The following is an 18,108-nucleotide window of genomic DNA, read 5'->3' as shown; positions in this document are numbered from 1 at the left end:
TACGTGGGCGGCCATTCATTCTCATTGGCGAGCCGCCCCCGCGACAGGCATCTCGTGCCGCATGACAGTTTGCGGAACCGTATATCTCGTGGGCGCCGGACCGGGCGATGCCGATCTTCTGACGCTGCGCGCTGCGCGCCTGATCGAACGCGCATCCCTGATCGTGCACGATGGCCTCGTCGATGCCAGCATTCTTGCGCTCGCTCGTAAGGGTGCGCGCCTGATCGACGTTGCCAAACGCCGCGCGCATCACACTTTGCCGCAGGACGAGATCAATGCCCTGATTGTCCGCCATGCGCGGGCCGGTAAAGATGTCGTGCGCCTGAAGGGCGGCGACCCTTTCGTTTTCGGGCGGGGTGGCGAGGAAATGGAAGCGGCCCGGGCTAAGGGTGTTCCGGTCGAGGTCGTCCCCGGCGTCAGCGCGGCGAATGGTGCTGCGGCGGCGGCGCAGATTGCGCTCACCCATCGCGACGCGTCCAGCATCGTGAGTTTCGTTGCCGGACAGTGCAAGGGATTGAGCGATCAGGATTGGGCTGGTTTGGCGGGCAAGGGCCGCACCTTGGTGATCTACATGGGCGTGAAGACCGCGCCGCAGATCGCCGAGAAGCTCATGGCCGACGGTCTCGCGCCCGACATGCCGGTCGCGGTAATCGAGAACGGCGCGCGTCCGAACATGCGCGTGCTGCGCAGCCCGCTCGCCGCCCTGCCGGAAATGGTGGAGCACGAGGCTGTGGTTAGCCCGGCGCTGATCGTCATCGGCGAGGTAACGGCGCGCACGGACCTTGCCCTCAGCGCATTGGCGATGGAGGCGGCGCGATGAGAATTTTGACCGGCAACGATCTGAAAACCGGCGCGGTAACTTGGTGGACCGGTAGCGACTGGTCGCTGCATGTCGAGGACGCGGTCGACGTGACCGGCAACGAAGACGAGATCGCCCGCGTCGAAGAGGCGGAGCGGCGCGTCAATGTGCCTTACGCCATCGATGCCGAAATGCACCAAGGCCATCCGCGGCCGGCCCATATCAAGGACCGCATCCGCGCCCTCGGCCCGACGGTGCGGCAGGATTTGACGTTGAAGCCCGCCGACCCCGAAATTCGAAACTGGGTAATCTGATGTACCAATACGACCAATACGACCAGCAGATGGTCGACGCCCGCGTCGAGGAATTTCGCGACCAGGCCCGCCGGCGCCTTGAAGGCACGCTGACCGAGGACCAGTTCAAGCCGCTTCGGCTGATGAACGGGCTGTATCTTCAGCTCCACGCCTACATGCTGCGTGTCGCCGTGCCTTACGGCACACTGAGCAGCATGCAGATGCACGCGCTGGCCGATATCGCGGACAAGTACGATCGCGGTTACGGACACTTCACGACAAGGCAGAACATTCAGTACAACTGGATCAAGCTGGAAGATGCGGCAGACATTCTCGCCGATCTCGCCAAAGTCGAGATGCACGCCATCCAGACGAGCGGCAACTGCATCCGCAACATCTCGTCGGACCATTTCGCGGGCGCCGCCGCTGACGAGGTGACGGATCCACGACCCTATGCGGAATTGCTGCGCCAGTGGTCGAGCTTCCATCCGGAATTCAGCTACCTGCCGCGCAAGTTCAAGATCGCGGTGATCGCCAGCGACACCGATCGCGCCGCCATGCGGCTCCATGATATCGGCATCCAGATCGTCGAGAAGGACGGCACGTTGGGTGCTGCGTTCTATGTCGGCGGGGGCATGGGCCGCACGCCGATGATCGCGCCGTGCATCAACGAATTCGTGCCGCTGGATCAGCTCGTAAGCTATGCCGAAGCGTGCCTGAGGGTCTATAACCGCCACGGCCGGCGCGACAACAAGTACAAGGCGCGCATCAAGATCCTCGTCCACGAAATGGGCGCGGAGGAATATACCCGCCAGGTCGAAGAAGAGTTCGCGCATATGCTGAAGCGCGGGATCGAACCGCCCTTCGCCGAACTCGAACGCATCCGCACCTATTTCGAGGACCCGCTTTTCGAGGAAGGCGCTTCTGCCGACATCGACCGCAGCGATCCCGATTTCGCCCTGTGGGTCGATCGCAATACGGTGGCGCACAAGGCGGACGGCTATGTTTCGGCCGTCATCAGCCTGAAGCCGGTCGGCGGCATTCCCGGCGATGCGACGGCCGAACAGATGCACTTGATGGCCGATCTTGCGAAGGATTACAGCTTCGACGAGCTGCGCGTAATGCACACGCAGAACATCGTTCTGCCGCATGTCCGCAAGGCCGATCTCCATGCGCTGTGGACCGCTCTGGACGAAGCGGAGCTGGGCGCACCCAATCTCGACACGGTGGAGGATATTATCGCCTGCCCCGGTCTCGACTATTGCAGCCTCGCCAATGCCCGCTCGATCCCGGTGGCGCAGCAGATATCCGAGCGGTTCGCCAAGAACGGCAAGACCGAGGCGCTGGGCCAGCTGAAACTCAAGATCAGCGGCTGCATCAACGCCTGCGGCCACCATCATGCTGGCCATATCGGCATCCTCGGCGTCGACCGGAAAGGGGTGGAGAATTACCAGCTTCTCCTCGGTGGCAGCGAGGCGGAAGATGTCAGCCTCGCCAAGATCACCGGGCCGGGCTTCGACGAGGCAGGCATCGTCGATGCGGTCGAAACCGCAGCCGACGTCTATCTGCGCGAACGGCAGGATGGCGAGCGCTTCCTCGACACGTATCGCCGCATCGGCATGACCCCGTTCAAGGAGGCGCTTTATGGTTGATCAAACCCCGCCGGCCGAAGGCCATGGCCCAACCACCGGCAACCTCGTGCGATACCGCGAGGACGATGCGGTCGATCACGGTGCCGTGACCGTCGATGCGTTTCTCGCTCAGACCAACGCCAGCGCCGTTCGGGTCGAACCGGGCGATGATGCGCGAGAGCTCATCCCGCATCTCGAACGCCTTGCGCTGATCGAAGTGAACTTCCCGGCCTTCGGCGACGGGCGCGGATATTCCTCGGCCCAGATCCTGCGCGAAGCGGGATACGAGGGCGAATTGCGCGCAGTGGGGGACGTGCTGGTCGATCAGGTGGCTTATATGCGCCGTTGCGGGTTCGACGCCTTCGATCCCGACGCGCCGCTGGATGAGGACGATCTTGAGGCTGCGCTATCCCGCTGGCCCGAAGTTTATCAGCCCGCCGCGGACGGTCGCACGCCGATCTGGAACAAGCGGCACGCATGAACCAGACCCGCGCCATCGACCGCCTGAATACACGGCCGCGCTTCACCGATCAGGACGCGATCCGTCTAAACCGCATGTTCCGCGGCACCGAGACCGAGGAATGGCTGCGCGCGGTGATCGAAGGCGATCTGGTGGGCGACATCGCGCTCGTTTCCAGCTTCGGCGCGGAAAGCGCGGCACTGCTGCACCTTGTCTCGCGCATCGCGCCCGAGCTGCCGGTGCTGTTTCTCGACACAGGCAAGCATTTTCCCGAAACACTCGCCTATCGCGACGAACTGGCCGGGCGCCTTGGCCTCGATCTCGTCAACGTCTATCCCGAAATCGCGGACCTCGAAAAGCGCGACGAAAGCGGGCTGCGCTGGTCCTACGATCCCGATGGCTGCTGCGAATTGCGCAAGGTGCTGCCGTTGGAAAAGGCGCTTGCCCGTTACGATGCCAGCCTGACGGGACGCAAGGCGTTCCAGTCTACTACCCGCGCCAACCTACCGCGCTTCGAGGTAGATACGGCGGACGCACAGGGGCGGCTCAAGATCAATCCGCTCATCGACTGGGATGCGGCCCGGATCCTCGGCTACTTCGAAGAGCACGACCTGCCGCGTCATCCACTCGTCGAACGCGGCTATCCCTCGATCGGCTGCATGCCCTGTACGCGCGAAGTGAAGCCCGGCGAAGACCCGCGCGCCGGCCGCTGGTCGGGCTGGGACAAGGTGGAGTGCGGCATTCACAAGCCCGGCGAGGAACCCTTCCTCTAGTCTAAAGCCAGCCTTCGTGGCGGTACCATTCGGCGGTTTGCTTCAGACCGGCTTCACCCGAAATGCGTGGCTCCCACACGGCCCGCGGCACCCCGTGTGCGGAACGCGCGACCCAATTGGGATGGAGCATGTAGCCGACCCGGTCCTCGGTCAGGCGTGCGTTGCGGCCACGCACCATCCGATCGATCTTCGCCGCCGCCCACATTCCGCCGGGCGGCAATTGCGGCGCAATCACCTTTCGGCCCATCGCCGTGCCGATGGCCTTGGCCAGCTCCCTGTGCGACCAACCCCCTTCCCGCCCGTCGTCAGGCTCGAACATCCGTTTGCGGACGAGGGCGGGGGGCGCATCGACCAGGTCGAGCAAGAGACGCGCAAGGTCCGCCACATGGATAATCGAACTCGCCCCGCGCGGCGGGATTGGTACGAAGCCCCACTCGGCGCTGCGAAACATCTCGAAATAATCCACATCGCGCGGGCCGTAAATGCCGGGCGGGCGCACGATCGTCCAGTCGAGGCCGCTCTTCTCCACCAGCGTCTCCGCCACCGCCTTGGATGCGCCATAGCTCGACAGCTTTGGTTCGCGTGCGGACAGCGATGAGACGAACACCAGCCGCTTCACGCGCGCTTGCTTCATCGCCTCGATAACGTTTGCCGTGCCGGTGACGTTCGCGCGTTCGAACTCTGCCGCGTCGTTCGAGGTTGTGAGGCCCGCGATGTGCAGCACTGCGTCCGTCATACGGCACATCTCCGCAAGGGCGGTGGTACCGTCCAAGGTTCCGCGAACCCATTCGACACAGTCTTGCGGCGCCTGCTCGCGGCGGGTCAGTGCGCGTAGCGGTTCTTCGCGCCGCAGCGCCTCGTCCAGCACCGCCCGGCCGACGAAGCCGGTTGCGCCGGTGAGCGCGATCGTCACGTGTATACCATATGGTCGCGATGAACGACAGCGGCCCGGGGGGCATAGCCGAGCTTCGCCGCCTGCTCGCGCTCGCGCAGGCCGAGGATCGTGCGACATTCGACAGCGTCGTATTCGACCAGTCCCTGACCCAATCGCTCGCCCTTCGCACCATGAATTGCAACGAGATCGCCGCGCCTGAAGTCGCCCTCTACCTCGGTAAGTCCGGCTGCAAGCAGGCTCGCCCCGCCTGCCAACGCTTCGACGCAGCCTGCATCTACTGTCAGAACCCCTGAGGGCGCGAGGCGGCCCGAGAGCCACGCCTTGCGCGCCGAACTGTCGGCCTGCGGAACGAACAGCGTCCCACGACCTTCCGCCAGAATCCGCGAAATCGGCGCACCATGCGTGCCGTTTCCTATGGCGAGCGCGATCCCGGCCCGTTCCGCAATGCGCGCCGCTTGTAATTTCGCGAGCATCCCGCCGCTACCGAGGCCGGAAGTGCTGCGTCCTGTCGCCATTGCGATGATTTCCGGCGTTACCCCCTCTACCCGCTCGACCAGCAGTGCACCATCTTCGCGCGGATCGCGGTCGTACAACCCATCGACATCGCTCAACAGCAGCACCGCATCCGCACCCGCTGCTTGTGCCACGCGCGCGGCCAGCCGGTCGTTGTCGCCGAAACGGATTTCCTCGGTCGCGACGCTGTCGTTCTCGTTCACCACCGGCACCGCGCCTGCTTCGATCAGCCGGGCGAGGGTGGCGGACGCATTGAGATAGCGGCGGCGGTCTTCAAGATCGCCCAGCGTCACCAGCATCTGCGCCGCCGTAATACCGTGCGAACCCAGCGCCGCGCTCCACAATCGTGCAAGTTCGACCTGACCGACCGAAGCAGCCGCCTGCGCGTCGGCGAGACTGCCGCGCCCGCCTTTCGCCATGCCAAGCTTCGCCGCGCCCAAGGCAATCGCACCCGACGATACGACGATAATATCCGTTCCGCTTTCCCGCAGCCGTGCGAGGTCGTCCACGAGCGAGCCAAGCCATTGGGCGCGCGGTTCGCCGCGTTCCACCAGCAGGGCGGAGCCGACTTTAACGACCAGCCGGCGTGCGTTCGCAAGATCGGGCAGGGCGGCGATCGTCATTGCGGATTACGTCAGAGCGGCGACCAGTCGCGCGCTTCGGCTTCGGCCAAGTCTTCGACCTCGGCGGCTTTGGTCTCTGATGCCGTGCGATCAGGGAGGTAGGCGAGTATCGCGTCGAGCAAATCGTCCATCCCCGCGCCGGTCGCGCCGGAAACCTTGAACACCTTCTCGGCTCCTGCCGCGAGCAGTTCGTCGCCGAAACCTTCGCCAAGTTCACGGTCGGCAAGATCAAGTTTGTTAAGGACGACCAGTTGCGGCTTGTCGATCAGACCCTCGCCATAGGCTTCGAGTTCGGCGTTGACGGTTTGATATGCTTCGGCCGGATCGTCGCCAGCAATATCGATCAGGTGGATCAGGACGCGGCAGCGTTCGACATGGCCGAGGAACCGGTCGCCGATGCCCGCGCCGTCCGCCGCGCCTTCGATCAGGCCGGGAATGTCGGCCAGCACGAATTCGCGGCCCTTGTGGCGCACGACGCCGAGCTTGGGAATGAGCGTGGTGAAGGCGTAAGCGCCGACCTTCGCCTTCGTGTTCGTCACCTGATTGATGAAGGTCGATTTTCCCGCATTGGGCAGGCCGAGCAGGCCGACATCCGCAAGCAGCTTCAGCCGTAACCAGACCCACATCTCCTCGCCCGGTTCGCCAGGTTGGTGCTGTCGCGGGGCGCGGTTGGTGCTGGTCTTGTAACTGGCATTGCCACGCCCACCGATGCCTCCTTGAAGGAAGACCATGCGCTGGCCGACTTCGGTGAAATCGGCGAGCACTTCTTCCTTGTCCTCGCTCAGCACCTGGGTGCCGACGGGCACTTCGATCACGAGATCGTCCGCGCCGGCGCCGGTGCGGTCCTTACCCATGCCGTGCGCGCCGCGCGGTGCCTTGAAATGCTGGGCATAGCGGAAGTCGATCAGCGTATTGAGACCAGCAACCGCCTCGAAAATAACGTCGCCGCCCTTGCCGCCATTGCCACCGTCGGGCCCGCCATATTCGATGTATTTCTCGCGCCGAAAGCTGACAGCGCCGGGGCCACCGCCGCCGCTTTTGAGAAATATCTTGGCTTGGTCGAGAAAATGCATCGTCTGCCCGTAATGGGTTTCGCGCTTAATGGCGAGGGGTAGGAAGCAAGCCCACCCTCGCGGGCCAAACGACTTGGAAGATCCAGATTGGAAAGCGTCAGCGCATCCGTCGGACTGCGACCGATGCTACAATTCGCAGGGATGTTAGCGCCGATCGAGGGGACAACAGGAAAGCCAGCCATAAAGCATGAAGCGCGTCATACGGTCGGCTTTCGCGGATTAGCCTTCGCGCATGATCCTGTGCCCATCTCGCGCCTTGCCTCGAACGGGAGCGAACCAGCCTTTCGTGTTTGCGCCAGATGTACCGAAAGCTGCGATGCCGCTTCCCGGGATCCTTGGAAACCTGGCCTTGGCGATGCTTGTGCAGGCGATAGGTCGCGTGTTCGAGTGCCTGTATTTTCGCGACCCTGTTAAGGCGCAAGGCAAACTCGGAGTGGATACGGCTTTCCAAAGCCGTGTCGAAGCCTCCGATCCGAAAATAAGTTTCGGCCGGGATGACGAATGTCTGCTTGGTCAAATGGCTCGAACCGGACGGCGTATCCTCGAGAAACCAAGCCTCGCCTTCGGAACGCGAAACGGCCTTTCTGACTTCCAGCGTTTTCCCTTCGGGATCGACCACTTCGATCCCGCTGACATAGCATAGATCGGTCTGCGGCTCGTCGGCGAGGACGGTGTCGTACAGCGCGCCTGTCCCGCTGAGCCATTCGTCGTCGTCGTCGAGGAATGTGATCCATGGCGAAACCGCTTGCTCGACGCCGTAGTTGCGCGCCTTCGCACCTCCCGAATTGGTCTCCAGTCGCACGAGGGAAAGGCTTGCGTCGCTTCGATGCAATCGAGCAGGAGGGTCGGACCCGTCGTCTACCACGAGTATGCGCGGAACCGCAGACTGAGCCAACACGCTGTCGATTGCGCGCGCCAGCATTTCGGTGCGCTCGAAGGTCGGGATGATAACAGTCAGTCGCTCGGATAGCGAAAGCTGCGGGTCAGGCCTTGCGTTCATTCTTCTATTGCACCGTTTTTATACGCAACGATCAAGCCTGCCGTGACGAACCGGCAAGCCGCCGTTATGGGCCAAAGTCGGAGGCGGCAATTTGAAATTCGAGCGACAGCACGACAATCTCGGAAAACGGGCCTTCGCTGGCGCGGTGTTGCTGGGTGTCGGCAGGATGCTGACTCGAATCAGCACGCTCATCAGTCTTGTCATTTTAGCGCGGTTGTTGACACCAGCCGATTACGGCCTCGTCGCGTTGGCATTCACAGTCGTCACATTGATCCAGGCAGTGTTCGACACGAAGGATGGTGCCGCGTTGATCGTGCGGCAGGACCTCGATCGCGCCCATCTCGATACTGTCTTCACCATCCAGCTGCTGCGCGGTTCGGCGATGGCGGCGATCCTGTTTCTTACCGCGGAACCTCTGGCAGGGCTGCTCGGTTCGGCCCGGCTATACGATGTCCTGCGCGCGCTTGCGCTCATGCCGCTGCTCGATGCGTTACGGAACCCGGGGCTCGTCGTTTACAGTCGAAATCTCGATTTCCGGCGCGAAGTAGTACGCGACGTCATTGCAGCCGCCATAGCGACCGGACTTGGCATTGCGGTTGCATTCTGGTTGCGCAATTACTGGGCGCTGGTGGTGATTTCGCTCGCAACGAGTGGGTTGCAATCGCTCGTATCCTACTGGCGCGTACCATATCGTCCGCGTTTCGGTACGAAGGATTGGCGCCACTTCGTCAGCTTCGGCGGGTGGTTGGCAGCGGAACGGTTCGCCGCCGAAGCCAATACGGTCGCGCCGCGTCTCATGCTTTGGATATTCACGACGCCCGCAATTCTCGGGTTGTTCACCATAGCCCGCGACCTTCAGTCGATCCCGATGAATGAAATGCTCGAACCGGTCCGGCGAACCTTGTTACCGAGCTTTTCCGCGTTGAAGCACAGTCCGGAAGCGATGCGCGCTGCGTTTCGCAAGGCGCAGGGCGTGATCGGCGGGTTCGTCCTCCCGGCCGGCATAGGGATAGCCGTGCTCGCGCTCGAGATCATTCGCACATTGGTCGGACGGGACTGGCTCGATGCAGCGATCGTCCTGCAGATCCTTGCCCCCGCTATGGCGTTCAAGGTCGCGACCGGCCCGGTCGGCAATGTGGCGATTGCCTTGGGGCATTTGCGGGCCAATTTCTGGCGCTCTCTTTTGATTGCGGTGGCAACCTATCCGGTACTTTGGCTAACGATCGCCGAGTACGGGTTGGCAGGCGCAGCGATCGGGATGGCCTTGCTTGCCCTGCTGCGGATCGTTCTCAATGCATTCCTGATCCGGCATCTGCTCTCCGCGCCCCTACTGGGCATCGTCAGAAACAATTGGCGTGCGATCCTCGCTTCCGGGATCATGGGCGTATGTATCACGGCTTTGCCCGGTAGGGTCGAACGCTTTACCACTTCGTTCGAAAGTGCAGTCTTGCTGGCCTACAAAGTGCCTATCGGCGTGCTGGTCTATTTCCTGAGCGTCTTCGTTCTATGGCACATCAGCGGCAAGCCGGACGGGTTCGAAAAGACGCTCTTGCATTACACCGGACACGGCCGCGAACGCGCAACGGCGCTTGCGGGTCGCTTTCGACGCTCGTGGGCGGAGCGGCGCGGCTGATCTTCAGCGTCGCCGGTCGTGCCAGCCAACGAGGGCACGATTGACGACCATCTCCACAGGCTGAGAGGCTCGCGCGGCTACCCGAGCGAAACGTGCATTACGACCCATCAGCGGAATCTGTCGCATAATCGGAATGAGGATGCCCTGCATACGCCGCGTCGCGTAGATATGCTCCTTCTCGGCGACGTAATCGGGTTTCGTCTGCAAACGCCATTTCGCGATGAAATGCTTGAGGGAGCGCGAACCGTATTCCGTCGACCAGCGCAATGCGAAAAACGGCCAGTCCTCGCGGTTCAACGGCCTCGCACGGCACGGAAACACGTAGGTAATGACCGAAGTCGGTTCGAACCAGACTTCCTCGCCAGCTTCGCGAACCGCAATCGAAAAATCGATGTGTTCTTTCGTCGAAAGCATGCCTTCGTCGAGCGGACCGGTTTTTTCGAACACATCCTTACGCACAAGCACGCAGTGAAATTCGCACATACCGGTAACCTGACGGCGAAGCTTGCCCTGCCAGGCGGATAGTTTGTCGCCGTGTCCATGCATGACTTCGTCGAACGGTCGCTGCTCGTCGTCGTTCGCCGCCATGAAATCGTCCATCATGCCATCGATGGCATAATCCCCGCCGGCATGGTGGATTTCGGTATGCGCGGGAAGACCTTGGCAGGTTAGCGGCGCGACCACCGCCGCGCCGGTCTCTTCGGCACAGGCGATCAGGTTCTCCAGCCAATTTTGCGAATAAATCACATCGTTATCGGCGAAGACTACGTATTTGGTGCTTGCAGCGCCAACGCCCAAATTTCGCGCCTGATTGGGCGTAAGAAAAGCGTCGCGGCGGATCAGGGTGAACCCGCGCTCCTTTGCTGCCTTTTCGAGGTAGGCCTTCTTTGAAGGTGGCGAATTGCCATCCACCACCACCACATCGACATTTTCGCCGATATGATCATACAGACTGTCGAGCGATTCTTCGGTCATTCCGAAGCGCTCGCGCTGGGTGACGATCACGGTAGCGCGCGTGTCAGCGATCTCAGTCATCGTTTCGGATCTCCGTTTCCAGTCGGTAATACACCATCTATCGGGCCCTGCACCAGCCTGCGCAGTTGGTTTTATCGTTCAAGCGTCCTGCGGTAAGCGGCAAGGGTCCGCTCGCACACCGTATTTCTTTCATACATATCGAGTACACGACCACGCCCGGCCTCCCCCATTGCGCGCCATTCCTGCGGCCGTTCGGCGAGCTTAAATATGGCGTCGGCCAGACCCTCGGCATCGTACTCGTCGATCAGCAAGCCGTTCTCGCCGTGTTTGACGAGTTCGGGAATGCCGCCGTGACGCGTGGCGATAACGGGAAGGCCGGTCGCCATGGCCTCTTTCAAGGTATTGACAGGCGCATCCTCGTTGCCGGATGCATCGCGGACGCTGGGGGCGAGGGCGATATCGGCTTGATGCAAAGCATCTACGATTTGCGCTTGGGTTGCATGCCCTTTGAGCGTCACGATCTTTTCAAGATGATGCCGCTCGATTTCGCGCTTCAGCTCGTCGCGCAGCGGTCCATCGCCGAGAATATCCAGCCTAACATCGATGCCACGACTTTTTAAAAGGGCCACAGCTTCGACCGCTGTTCCGAACCCTTTCTTTGCGACCAAACGTCCGACGGCGACGAGTGCGAGTGGGCGATCTTCATACGCGCGTCTATCTGAAGGTGGCACAAATCTTTTGGCATCGAGTGGCGAGCCGATGACCTCGATCTTGTCCGGGTCGCAACCTAAGGCGATCGCGCGATCCCGAAAATATTCGCAATTAGCGATGAACAGGTCCGCCTTAGCGAATAGTTCGTCATAAACATTCCGGCCCCGCTCCTCCACGAAAGTCGTGATGTCGTAGCCTCTGAGATGCACGATCATGCGGCGGGTTTTCAAAAAGCCGTTCTGCATGAGAGATAGCATCGGCAAACCCAGGGTTGCGAAATGGCAATGCACGATGTCGAATGGGCCGGCGCGGCTTGCCATTCGCGCACGCAGAGCGAACTGCCCCCCGCGGGATTTGGCGATCAGCTTCCCGAAAGCGCTTCGGGGGGCGCAATGTCGAGCAAGCCCTGCAATTCCCGTTTCTTCTACCTCGCTATGCATCGCTTGGGGCGTTCCGCGGCTTTCGGTATTGAGTGTCATTACCGAAAGGTCATGTCCACGAAGCGCAAGGTCGATGGCGAGCGTGCTGACGAACGGTTCCGATAGAACCGGAAATTCATAAGTCGCAAAACCGATGCGCAGAGGGTCGAACGCCGTCATCATACTGTTCTAAAGAATTCTCGCCCCGAATCGTGCCAATCGCCACACAAGCTTTGCGCAGGTTTCGCAGTTGCGGCATGGGTAGTGTCTATGGTCGAAATAAGCATCATAATCCCGGCCCATAACGTCGCGGACTATGTCGCGGAAACCCTCGACAGTCTGTTGGTGCAGGATGACGCGGATTTCGAGGTCTTGCTGATCGACGATGGATCGACCGATACGACGCTTTCAGTTCTGCAACGATACGAGGCGCAATTCCATCAGCGGAAGCGCCAATGCACCGTACTATCGCAGAAACAGGGCGGTGCGGGTTCAGCCCGGAATGCAGGACTACGGCGCGCGACAGGGCGGCTGATCGGATTCCTCGACGCGGACGATCTGTTGCATCCAGGTGCGCTGACTGCGCTGATCGAGACGATAGGCACGGCTGATTGCGATCTCGTCTTCCCCTTATGCCGCCATGTCGATTTGCGTGGCCAGCCCACTGGCGTTACATCGCGAATCGACAGGCTTCGCTTCAGCGCCGAGGACCTGCTGAGGGATAATCCGATTCACAGTGGGAGTGGCGTCGTCATTGCGGCGGAGCGAGCCGCCGCCATCGGCCTATTCGATGTCGATCTGCCTGCATGTATCGATCTCGACTACTGGGTCCGCTTAACCGAAGGCCGCGGCAAGACGATTACAGCAGTCGATCGCGTATTGGTCGACTACCGCACCCGCCCCGGTCAGATCACGGGAAGCTGGAAGCGGATGAGAGTAGGTTGGGAAGCGGTGGTGGCGGGCGCAATCCAGCGAGACTGCGTCGACCTTTCGAGGTTGGACGGGGAGGCCCGCGCGCGGAACCTCCTCGTTTGGGCCACGGCGGCTTACAAGAATCGCGAGTTCGCCGAAGCGCGCCGTCTAATGGCCGAATGCTGGCGAACCGATCCCGTGTTCGCCATCAGTGATCAGCATGCCCGTGTCCGTTCGGCGGCTGTGCTTGCAAGCCTTCTGCCGCCACCGCTTCATCGGACACTGCAGGCGCAGTTCAATGGCTGAGCCAATCGATCTTTCGATCGCCGTGATCGTACCTGCGCATAATGCAAAAGCCTATCTGGCGCGCTGCCTGACCGGCTTAATGGCGGCGGGTTTCTCGACGGATGAGATCGTGCTGGTCGACGATGCATCAACAGATAGAACCGTAGAAATCGCGCGAACCTTTAACGTCGAACCGCTCAGCATTTCGGCGAATGCAGGGGCGGCGAATGCACGCAATGTGGGCGTGCGTGCGACCAAGGCGGATATCCTGTTTTTCGTCGATGCCGATGTCGTGGTTCATCCCGATACGAGGCGGCGAGTGCTGGCTTTCTTTACCGAACATCCACAATATGCTGCCGTCTTCGGAAGTTACGATGACGATCCGGCGGCGAACACCGTCGTTAGCCGGTTTCGCAATCTCCTTCATCGCCATGTCCATATCGAGGGGGCGGGAAAGGCAGTGACTTTCTGGACTGGGTGCGGCGCGGTGCGGCGGGAGGCATTCGAACGGGCAGGGGGCTTCGACGCCAAACAGGCGATGATGGAAGACATCAAGCTCGGCCTCGAACTGACTACGCGCGGAGAAACGATCTGGCTCGATCCCGGCATCCAGGGCAAGCACCTCAAGCGTTGGACCCTGCAATCGATGTTTCGGACGGATATGTTCCACCGCGCCATACCATGGGCGCGCATGTTGCAAACCGATCTTGGCGAAGCATCAAGCTATGCGTTGAACCTTAGCTTGAAAGGTCGGTTGTCCGGCATAGCGGTCGCTGCGAGCCTGCTGGGGCTGATGGCGCTGCTTATAGCGCCCGCAATTGGGGCGATTCTGATTGCTTCGGCTTTTGGCCTGCTAGCCTATGCCAACGGTAGCTTTATTCGCAGCGTATTCGCCGAGCGCGGGGTGTTCGAGGCGGCGGCGGCAATTCCGCTACTATGGGTACACTATCTTGCCGCCTGCCTCGGCTACGCCTGGGTTCTCCTACGCCTGCCTTAAGCGGGCACTTTTTCGCGCGCCTTTCCCTTCTCGGGCAGTTCGAATTCTTCGTGATAGGACCGCTCGACATTGACGTTCCAAACGTCGTTCTTCTCACCCAGGATATTACGCGCGGCGAACATCGCGGACAGCATGGAATGGTCCTGGTTGTTGTAGCGATGTAAGCCGTTGCGACCGACTGTCTGGAAATTTTCGAGGCCGTCGATCCATTCGGCAATCGTGTCGAGCGCGTCCTTGTATTCGCCATCATAGACCGGATAAGCCTTCGGCTGGCGGATGATCGCGGCGTCGACGACCTGTTCTTCCTTTGCGAGACCAAGCTGTGCAAGCTCTTTGGTAGCGAGCGCGCGTAAGTCCTCGTCCGACATGGTCCACAAACCATCGCCTTCCTGGCAAAAATATTCCATCCCGATGGATGCGGTGTCGGGATCGGGCAGCATGTCCGGCGACCACGCGCGGAAATTCTGGATCCGGCCGACTTTCACCGCCGGACTGTGCACGTAAATCCAGTTGTCGGGGAAGGGATCGGCGCTGTTAAGCACCAGCGTAACGATCAGGAAATCACGATATTTCAGCTTCGCCGCCGCATCGCGCACATGCTGCGGCGGGGGCGGATCGAAAGCCTCGATCAGATCCTTTAATGCCATCGAATTGATGAATTGGTCGCCTTGAACTGTTCGCGCCTCTCCGTCCTTCGACTGGAATTCGACCGAAGTAACGCGGTCATCTTCGCGCAAGACCCGCGTAGCGCGAATGCCTTTTTCAACTGCGCCGCCATTCTCGTCGATATGGTCCGAAGTCACTTCCCACATCTGACCGGGGCCGAGGCGCGGATACTGGAACTCTTCGATCAGACTGGCCGTGTCGTTCGATCCCGAAATCGCATTCCAGACTGCTTTCAGAAGCGACAGGTTCTTGATCCGCTGCGCTGCCCAATCGGCCCGGATTTGCTTGGGGGGAATGCCCCAAACTTTCTCCGTGTAGCTGCGAAAGAAATGCATGTAGAGGCGCCCGCCAAAACGGTTCTGGACCCATTCTTCGAAGCTGTCTTCCACCTTATGGGGCTTTACCCGCCATTTAAGATAGCTGAGTAAGATACGCCCTGATTCGTATACGCCGATGTTGGACAATGCGTTGAAGATGCGCAGGGGATAGTCGAAATACCGGCCACGATAGTAGATGCGGCTCTGGCGTGGGACGGTAATGAATTCGTCCTTCAATACCTCGCGCCACATCTCTTCCACTTCCCCGACCTTGGTGAAGAAACGGTGTCCACCAATGTCGAATCGGTAGCCCTTGTAACTCTCGGTGCGTGCAATGCCGCCAACGATATCGCCTGCCTCAAATACCAGAGGCCGGTATTCGTCGGACCGTTTGAGTAACTCGTAACCGGCGGTCAATCCGGCGGGACCACCGCCGATGATTACTACGTCGCGTCGCGAATCCGTCGCCATGAATTTCCCCGATCATCCGAAATACGAAAGTATCACTGAGCTTTGCCCAGTTGCATTTGACGATGCTGGTACAGCACTTGACTACCGATGTCGCGGGCCTTCCTGCGAATTGTCCCAAAAAGTGATGCTGGGGTGTTTGCGCTCTTTGAAAAGGTGCAGCTCATCGGCTACCGCGCATCCATCGTAAAACGCGAAAAAGGGGTATGGCAATGTTGAACAGTGCGTCCGCTTCTGTCGCCATCGTCGTCCCGACCTATAATCGGCCCGACAAGCTTGCGCGTTGTCTGACATTTCTTGAGCGGCTCGATGGCGGACCTTACCGCACGATCGTCGTCGACGATGGAAGTCCGCAGGACCTTGCGCCCGTCTGTGCGCCATACGAGTGGGTTCAACTTGTCCGGCAAGACAATGCCGGCCCCGGGGCAGCGCGCAACACTGGAGCGAAGAAAGCGGAAGGTGCCGACCTTCTGGTCTTTACCGACGACGACTGCCGCCCTCGAACCGATTGGGTTCGCAACCTCGTTACAGCGCAAAACGGCAAACCGCTGTTGCTGGTCGGAGGAAAGGTCGAGAACGCTTTGCCGGACAACGTGTTTTCGTCTGCGAGCCAGTCGCTATGCTCGTTTCTTTACGAGTATTACCACTCGCATGGTAGCGAGATGACGTTCTTTACGACCAATAATATGATTTGCCGCCGCGAGGATTTCCTCGCGCTTGGGGGGTTCGACACGGATTTCGCGATCGCTTCGGAAGATCGCGATTTCAGCCTTCGCTGGAAATCGCATGGCGGTACGCTCGCCTATGCCGAGGACGCCGTTATCGACCATGCTCATGACCTTTCCCTGCGTTCATTCTGGAAGCAGCACAGTAATTATGGAAGGGGCGCTCGCAAGCTACACACCACGATGGACGGGCGCGCGGACGACAGGCCTAAGATCGAGAACGCCGGCTTCTATTTTGGAATGCTGACCTATCCGCTGCGTGCCCGGTTAAGGCGACCACTGAGCCAGGCCTTTCTCGTCGGGCTTAGCCAGGTCGCGATGGTTGCAGGCTATGCAAAAGCCATACGCGAGGAAAAGCGCGCGTGATTTTTGGCCGGTGGCGAGAGCAGGTCGTCGCAGCAAAGCCGGTCGGTTCGCCTGCGCGGCCGCCGTACTACTCGATGAAAGGGCTGCTGCTGTCGCTCGTCTTCGCGGTCCTGCTGTGTTGGCCGATGCTGCTGACGAATGGTCCGCTTATCTACGCCGATACCGCGAACTATTATTCGCTCGGCGATAAGATCGTCGATCTGGTCGGAAATCGGGTTGATCCTGTCCCGCCGTCGGAACCCACGTCGAATAGCAGGCAACAGAACGAGCCCTCTGCCGGGGGGGGAACGGAAGGGATCAAACTTCGCTCCATTCCGTATTCGATTTACACATACTTGACCGGAGCGACACCGCTCGGGCTTTGGTTGACGTGTCTCGTCCAGGCGACGTTCGTTCTTTTCGCTACCACAACTCTGATTCCCACGCTCAGTGCGCAAGAGAAAAGATATTTCGTTTTCGGCCTAATCGGAATCGGGGTTCTGTCCAGTCTGCCGTGGTTCGTGTCCTATGCGATGCCCGACCTGCTCGCCGCCCTCGTGGTCGTCACCTATGTCGCTATGTTGCGACAGGTAGATGGCATGACGCTGAAGGGCCGTCTGGCGCTTATCGCTTTGGCTACGGCAGGCGTACTGGCCCATTACGGTAATATCCCGCTTGCCGCAGGTCTTGCCTTGGCAATCATAGCCTGGCGCTGGTTCGAGAAATCGCTGACGTTCTGGATGACGGGTCTGTGCCTTGCTCCAGTAGTCCTCGCGGCGGCGTTCAACCTCGCGAGCGGGAAGGCAAGCACTGGGGAAGAAAGCGTAGCCCCCAAACGGCTTCCGATCCTTCTGGCGCGTTCGCTGGAAGATGGACCGGCCCGCTGGTATCTCAACGATGTGTGCGCAACGCAGCCGTACACGATCTGCGAATTGTCGGACACGATCCCGGACAATGTCGGCGCCTTTCTTTGGGGCCCGAACGGCTATCGCCTTGCCACCGATGCGCAAGTCGAGGCCATCCGTAACGAAGAGACCGAAATTCTGTTCGAAGCCTTCAAGCGCTATCCCGTTACTCAGACGAGGGCTTTGTTCGGCAATGCGGTAAAGCAGACGGTGTCGGTCGGCACGGGCGAATTATGGCCGCTCGATCCTGCAGGTACCGAGATCGAGGACAGCTGGCGAGGCGGCGGCGTACGCGCTGCGCAGAGCCGTGTGCTAAACATTTTCGATACTCTCGTCCCGCTTGCCACCTTCGTTGCGATTGCGGGACTCGCCATTGCAGTCATCAAGAGAGGAACGTCTTATCCGCTAGCGGTCAGCATCGGCTTGGTCGTCTTCGCCCTGACACTCAACGCAGCCATTTTCGGGGGGCTCTCGGCTCCGGTCGACCGATATCAGAGCCGGATCGTCTGGTTGCTCCCATTCCTTCTTCTTCTCGCATTCGTGAGGCGAGGTCGCGAAGACGATGCAACGGCGCGAATTCGAGTTGGCTGAGAGCGATCAGTAGCAGTTCCGGTGCCGGCTGGAGGATTCGAACCCCCGGCCTGATGATTACAAATCAACTGCTCTACCAACTGAGCTAAGCCGGCACAT

General features: G+C 60.5%; 17 protein-coding genes and 1 tRNA gene. 10 read left to right on the top strand and 8 right to left on the bottom strand.

What is annotated here, in order from left to right:
• The first annotated feature begins 61 nt into the window (after nucleotides 1-61).
• Genes cobA through E3U23_RS06450 form a run of 5 tightly spaced genes read left to right on the top strand, consistent with a single transcriptional unit; the run spans nucleotide 62 to nucleotide 3,956 of the window.
• A complete protein-coding gene (gene cobA / locus E3U23_RS06470) occupies nucleotides 62-820 on the top strand; it encodes a uroporphyrinogen-III C-methyltransferase (protein WP_279350409.1) in 759 nt (252 codons plus the stop codon).
• Entirely contained in the window at nucleotides 817-1,113 is a 297-nt protein-coding gene (locus E3U23_RS06465; protein ID WP_279350408.1) for a DUF2849 domain-containing protein, read from the top strand. The genes cobA and E3U23_RS06465 overlap by 4 nt, the downstream gene beginning before the upstream one ends.
• Nucleotides 1,113-2,744 (top strand): nitrite/sulfite reductase, encoded by a 1,632-nt coding sequence (locus E3U23_RS06460; RefSeq protein WP_279350407.1) that lies wholly within the window; start codon nucleotides 1,113-1,115, stop codon nucleotides 2,742-2,744. Before E3U23_RS06465 ends, E3U23_RS06460 begins: the two co-directional genes overlap by 1 nt.
• Entirely contained in the window at nucleotides 2,737-3,204 is a 468-nt protein-coding gene (locus tag E3U23_RS06455) for a DUF934 domain-containing protein (RefSeq protein WP_279350406.1), read from the top strand. Before E3U23_RS06460 ends, E3U23_RS06455 begins: the two co-directional genes overlap by 8 nt.
• A complete protein-coding gene (locus E3U23_RS06450; RefSeq protein ID WP_279350405.1) occupies nucleotides 3,201-3,956 on the top strand; it encodes a phosphoadenylyl-sulfate reductase in 756 nt (251 codons plus the stop codon). Before E3U23_RS06455 ends, E3U23_RS06450 begins: the two co-directional genes overlap by 4 nt.
• Nucleotide 3,957: 1 nt before the next feature.
• Here the strand turns inward: E3U23_RS06450 and E3U23_RS06445 are convergent, their stop codons facing one another.
• The 4 genes from E3U23_RS06445 to E3U23_RS06430 all read right to left on the bottom strand — a co-directional run bounded on the left by E3U23_RS06445 (nucleotide 3,958) and on the right by E3U23_RS06430 (nucleotide 8,060).
• Entirely contained in the window at nucleotides 3,958-4,869 is a 912-nt protein-coding gene (locus E3U23_RS06445) for an NAD-dependent epimerase/dehydratase family protein (RefSeq protein WP_279350404.1), read from the bottom strand.
• Nucleotides 4,866-5,987, bottom strand: coding sequence for a glutamate 5-kinase (proB, locus tag E3U23_RS06440; RefSeq protein WP_279350403.1), 1,122 nt, complete (start codon nucleotides 5,985-5,987; stop codon nucleotides 4,866-4,868). Before proB ends, E3U23_RS06445 begins: the two co-directional genes overlap by 4 nt.
• 11 nt (nucleotides 5,988-5,998) lie before the next feature.
• Entirely contained in the window at nucleotides 5,999-7,060 is a 1,062-nt protein-coding gene (gene obgE, locus E3U23_RS06435) for a GTPase ObgE (RefSeq protein WP_279350402.1), read from the bottom strand.
• 97 nt (nucleotides 7,061-7,157) lie between these two features.
• On the bottom strand, nucleotides 7,158-8,060 hold the full coding sequence (locus E3U23_RS06430) for a glycosyltransferase family 2 protein (RefSeq protein ID WP_279350401.1): 903 nt from the start codon (nucleotides 8,058-8,060) through the stop codon (nucleotides 7,158-7,160).
• A 91-nt stretch (nucleotides 8,061-8,151) separates the two neighbouring features.
• Here E3U23_RS06430 and E3U23_RS06425 point away from each other — a divergent pair, with 91 nt between their 5' ends.
• Entirely contained in the window at nucleotides 8,152-9,693 is a 1,542-nt protein-coding gene (locus E3U23_RS06425) for a lipopolysaccharide biosynthesis protein (protein WP_279350400.1), read from the top strand.
• A gap of 3 nt (nucleotides 9,694-9,696) precedes the next feature.
• On the opposite strand, the gene E3U23_RS06420 is transcribed toward E3U23_RS06425, so the two are convergent.
• Complete coding sequence (locus tag E3U23_RS06420) at nucleotides 9,697-10,728, bottom strand: glycosyltransferase family 2 protein (protein ID WP_279350399.1); 1,032 nt, start codon at nucleotides 10,726-10,728, stop codon at nucleotides 9,697-9,699.
• Nucleotides 10,729-10,799: 71 nt separating this feature from the next.
• Nucleotides 10,800-11,981: a glycosyltransferase gene (locus E3U23_RS06415; RefSeq protein ID WP_279350398.1), complete on the bottom strand. Its 1,182-nt coding sequence runs from the start codon at nucleotides 11,979-11,981 to the stop codon at nucleotides 10,800-10,802.
• A gap of 87 nt (nucleotides 11,982-12,068) precedes the next feature.
• Between E3U23_RS06415 and E3U23_RS06410 the strand changes: the two genes are divergently transcribed.
• Together E3U23_RS06410 and E3U23_RS06405 are read left to right on the top strand one after the other, a co-directional pair.
• Nucleotides 12,069-13,016 (top strand): glycosyltransferase, encoded by a 948-nt coding sequence (locus tag E3U23_RS06410; RefSeq protein ID WP_279350397.1) that lies wholly within the window; start codon nucleotides 12,069-12,071, stop codon nucleotides 13,014-13,016.
• Nucleotides 13,009-13,992 (top strand): glycosyltransferase, encoded by a 984-nt coding sequence (locus E3U23_RS06405; protein WP_279350396.1) that lies wholly within the window; start codon nucleotides 13,009-13,011, stop codon nucleotides 13,990-13,992. The genes E3U23_RS06410 and E3U23_RS06405 overlap by 8 nt, the downstream gene beginning before the upstream one ends.
• Here the strand turns inward: E3U23_RS06405 and E3U23_RS06400 are convergent.
• Nucleotides 13,989-15,446 carry an NAD(P)/FAD-dependent oxidoreductase gene (locus E3U23_RS06400; protein WP_279350395.1) on the bottom strand — a complete coding sequence of 486 codons (1,458 nt, stop codon included), beginning with the start codon at nucleotides 15,444-15,446 and terminating at the stop codon, nucleotides 13,989-13,991. The genes E3U23_RS06405 and E3U23_RS06400 overlap by 4 nt on opposite strands.
• A gap of 209 nt (nucleotides 15,447-15,655) precedes the next feature.
• Between E3U23_RS06400 and E3U23_RS06395 the strand changes: the two genes are divergently transcribed.
• On the top strand, nucleotides 15,656-16,534 hold the full coding sequence (locus tag E3U23_RS06395; protein WP_279350394.1) for a glycosyltransferase family 2 protein: 879 nt from the start codon (nucleotides 15,656-15,658) through the stop codon (nucleotides 16,532-16,534).
• A complete protein-coding gene (locus E3U23_RS06390; RefSeq protein ID WP_279350393.1) occupies nucleotides 16,531-18,009 on the top strand; it encodes a hypothetical protein in 1,479 nt (492 codons plus the stop codon). Before E3U23_RS06395 ends, E3U23_RS06390 begins: the two co-directional genes overlap by 4 nt.
• Nucleotides 18,010-18,031: 22 nt before the next feature.
• On the opposite strand, the gene E3U23_RS06385 is transcribed toward E3U23_RS06390, so the two are convergent.
• Nucleotides 18,032-18,104: transfer RNA gene (locus E3U23_RS06385), tRNA-Thr, on the bottom strand.
• Between the last annotated feature and the right edge of the window lie 4 nt (nucleotides 18,105-18,108).

Source organism: Erythrobacter litoralis (assembly GCF_029760855.1).
Classification (GTDB): domain Bacteria; phylum Pseudomonadota; class Alphaproteobacteria; order Sphingomonadales; family Sphingomonadaceae; genus Qipengyuania; species Qipengyuania litoralis_A.
This window is presented reverse-complemented; position numbering and strand designations above follow the sequence as displayed.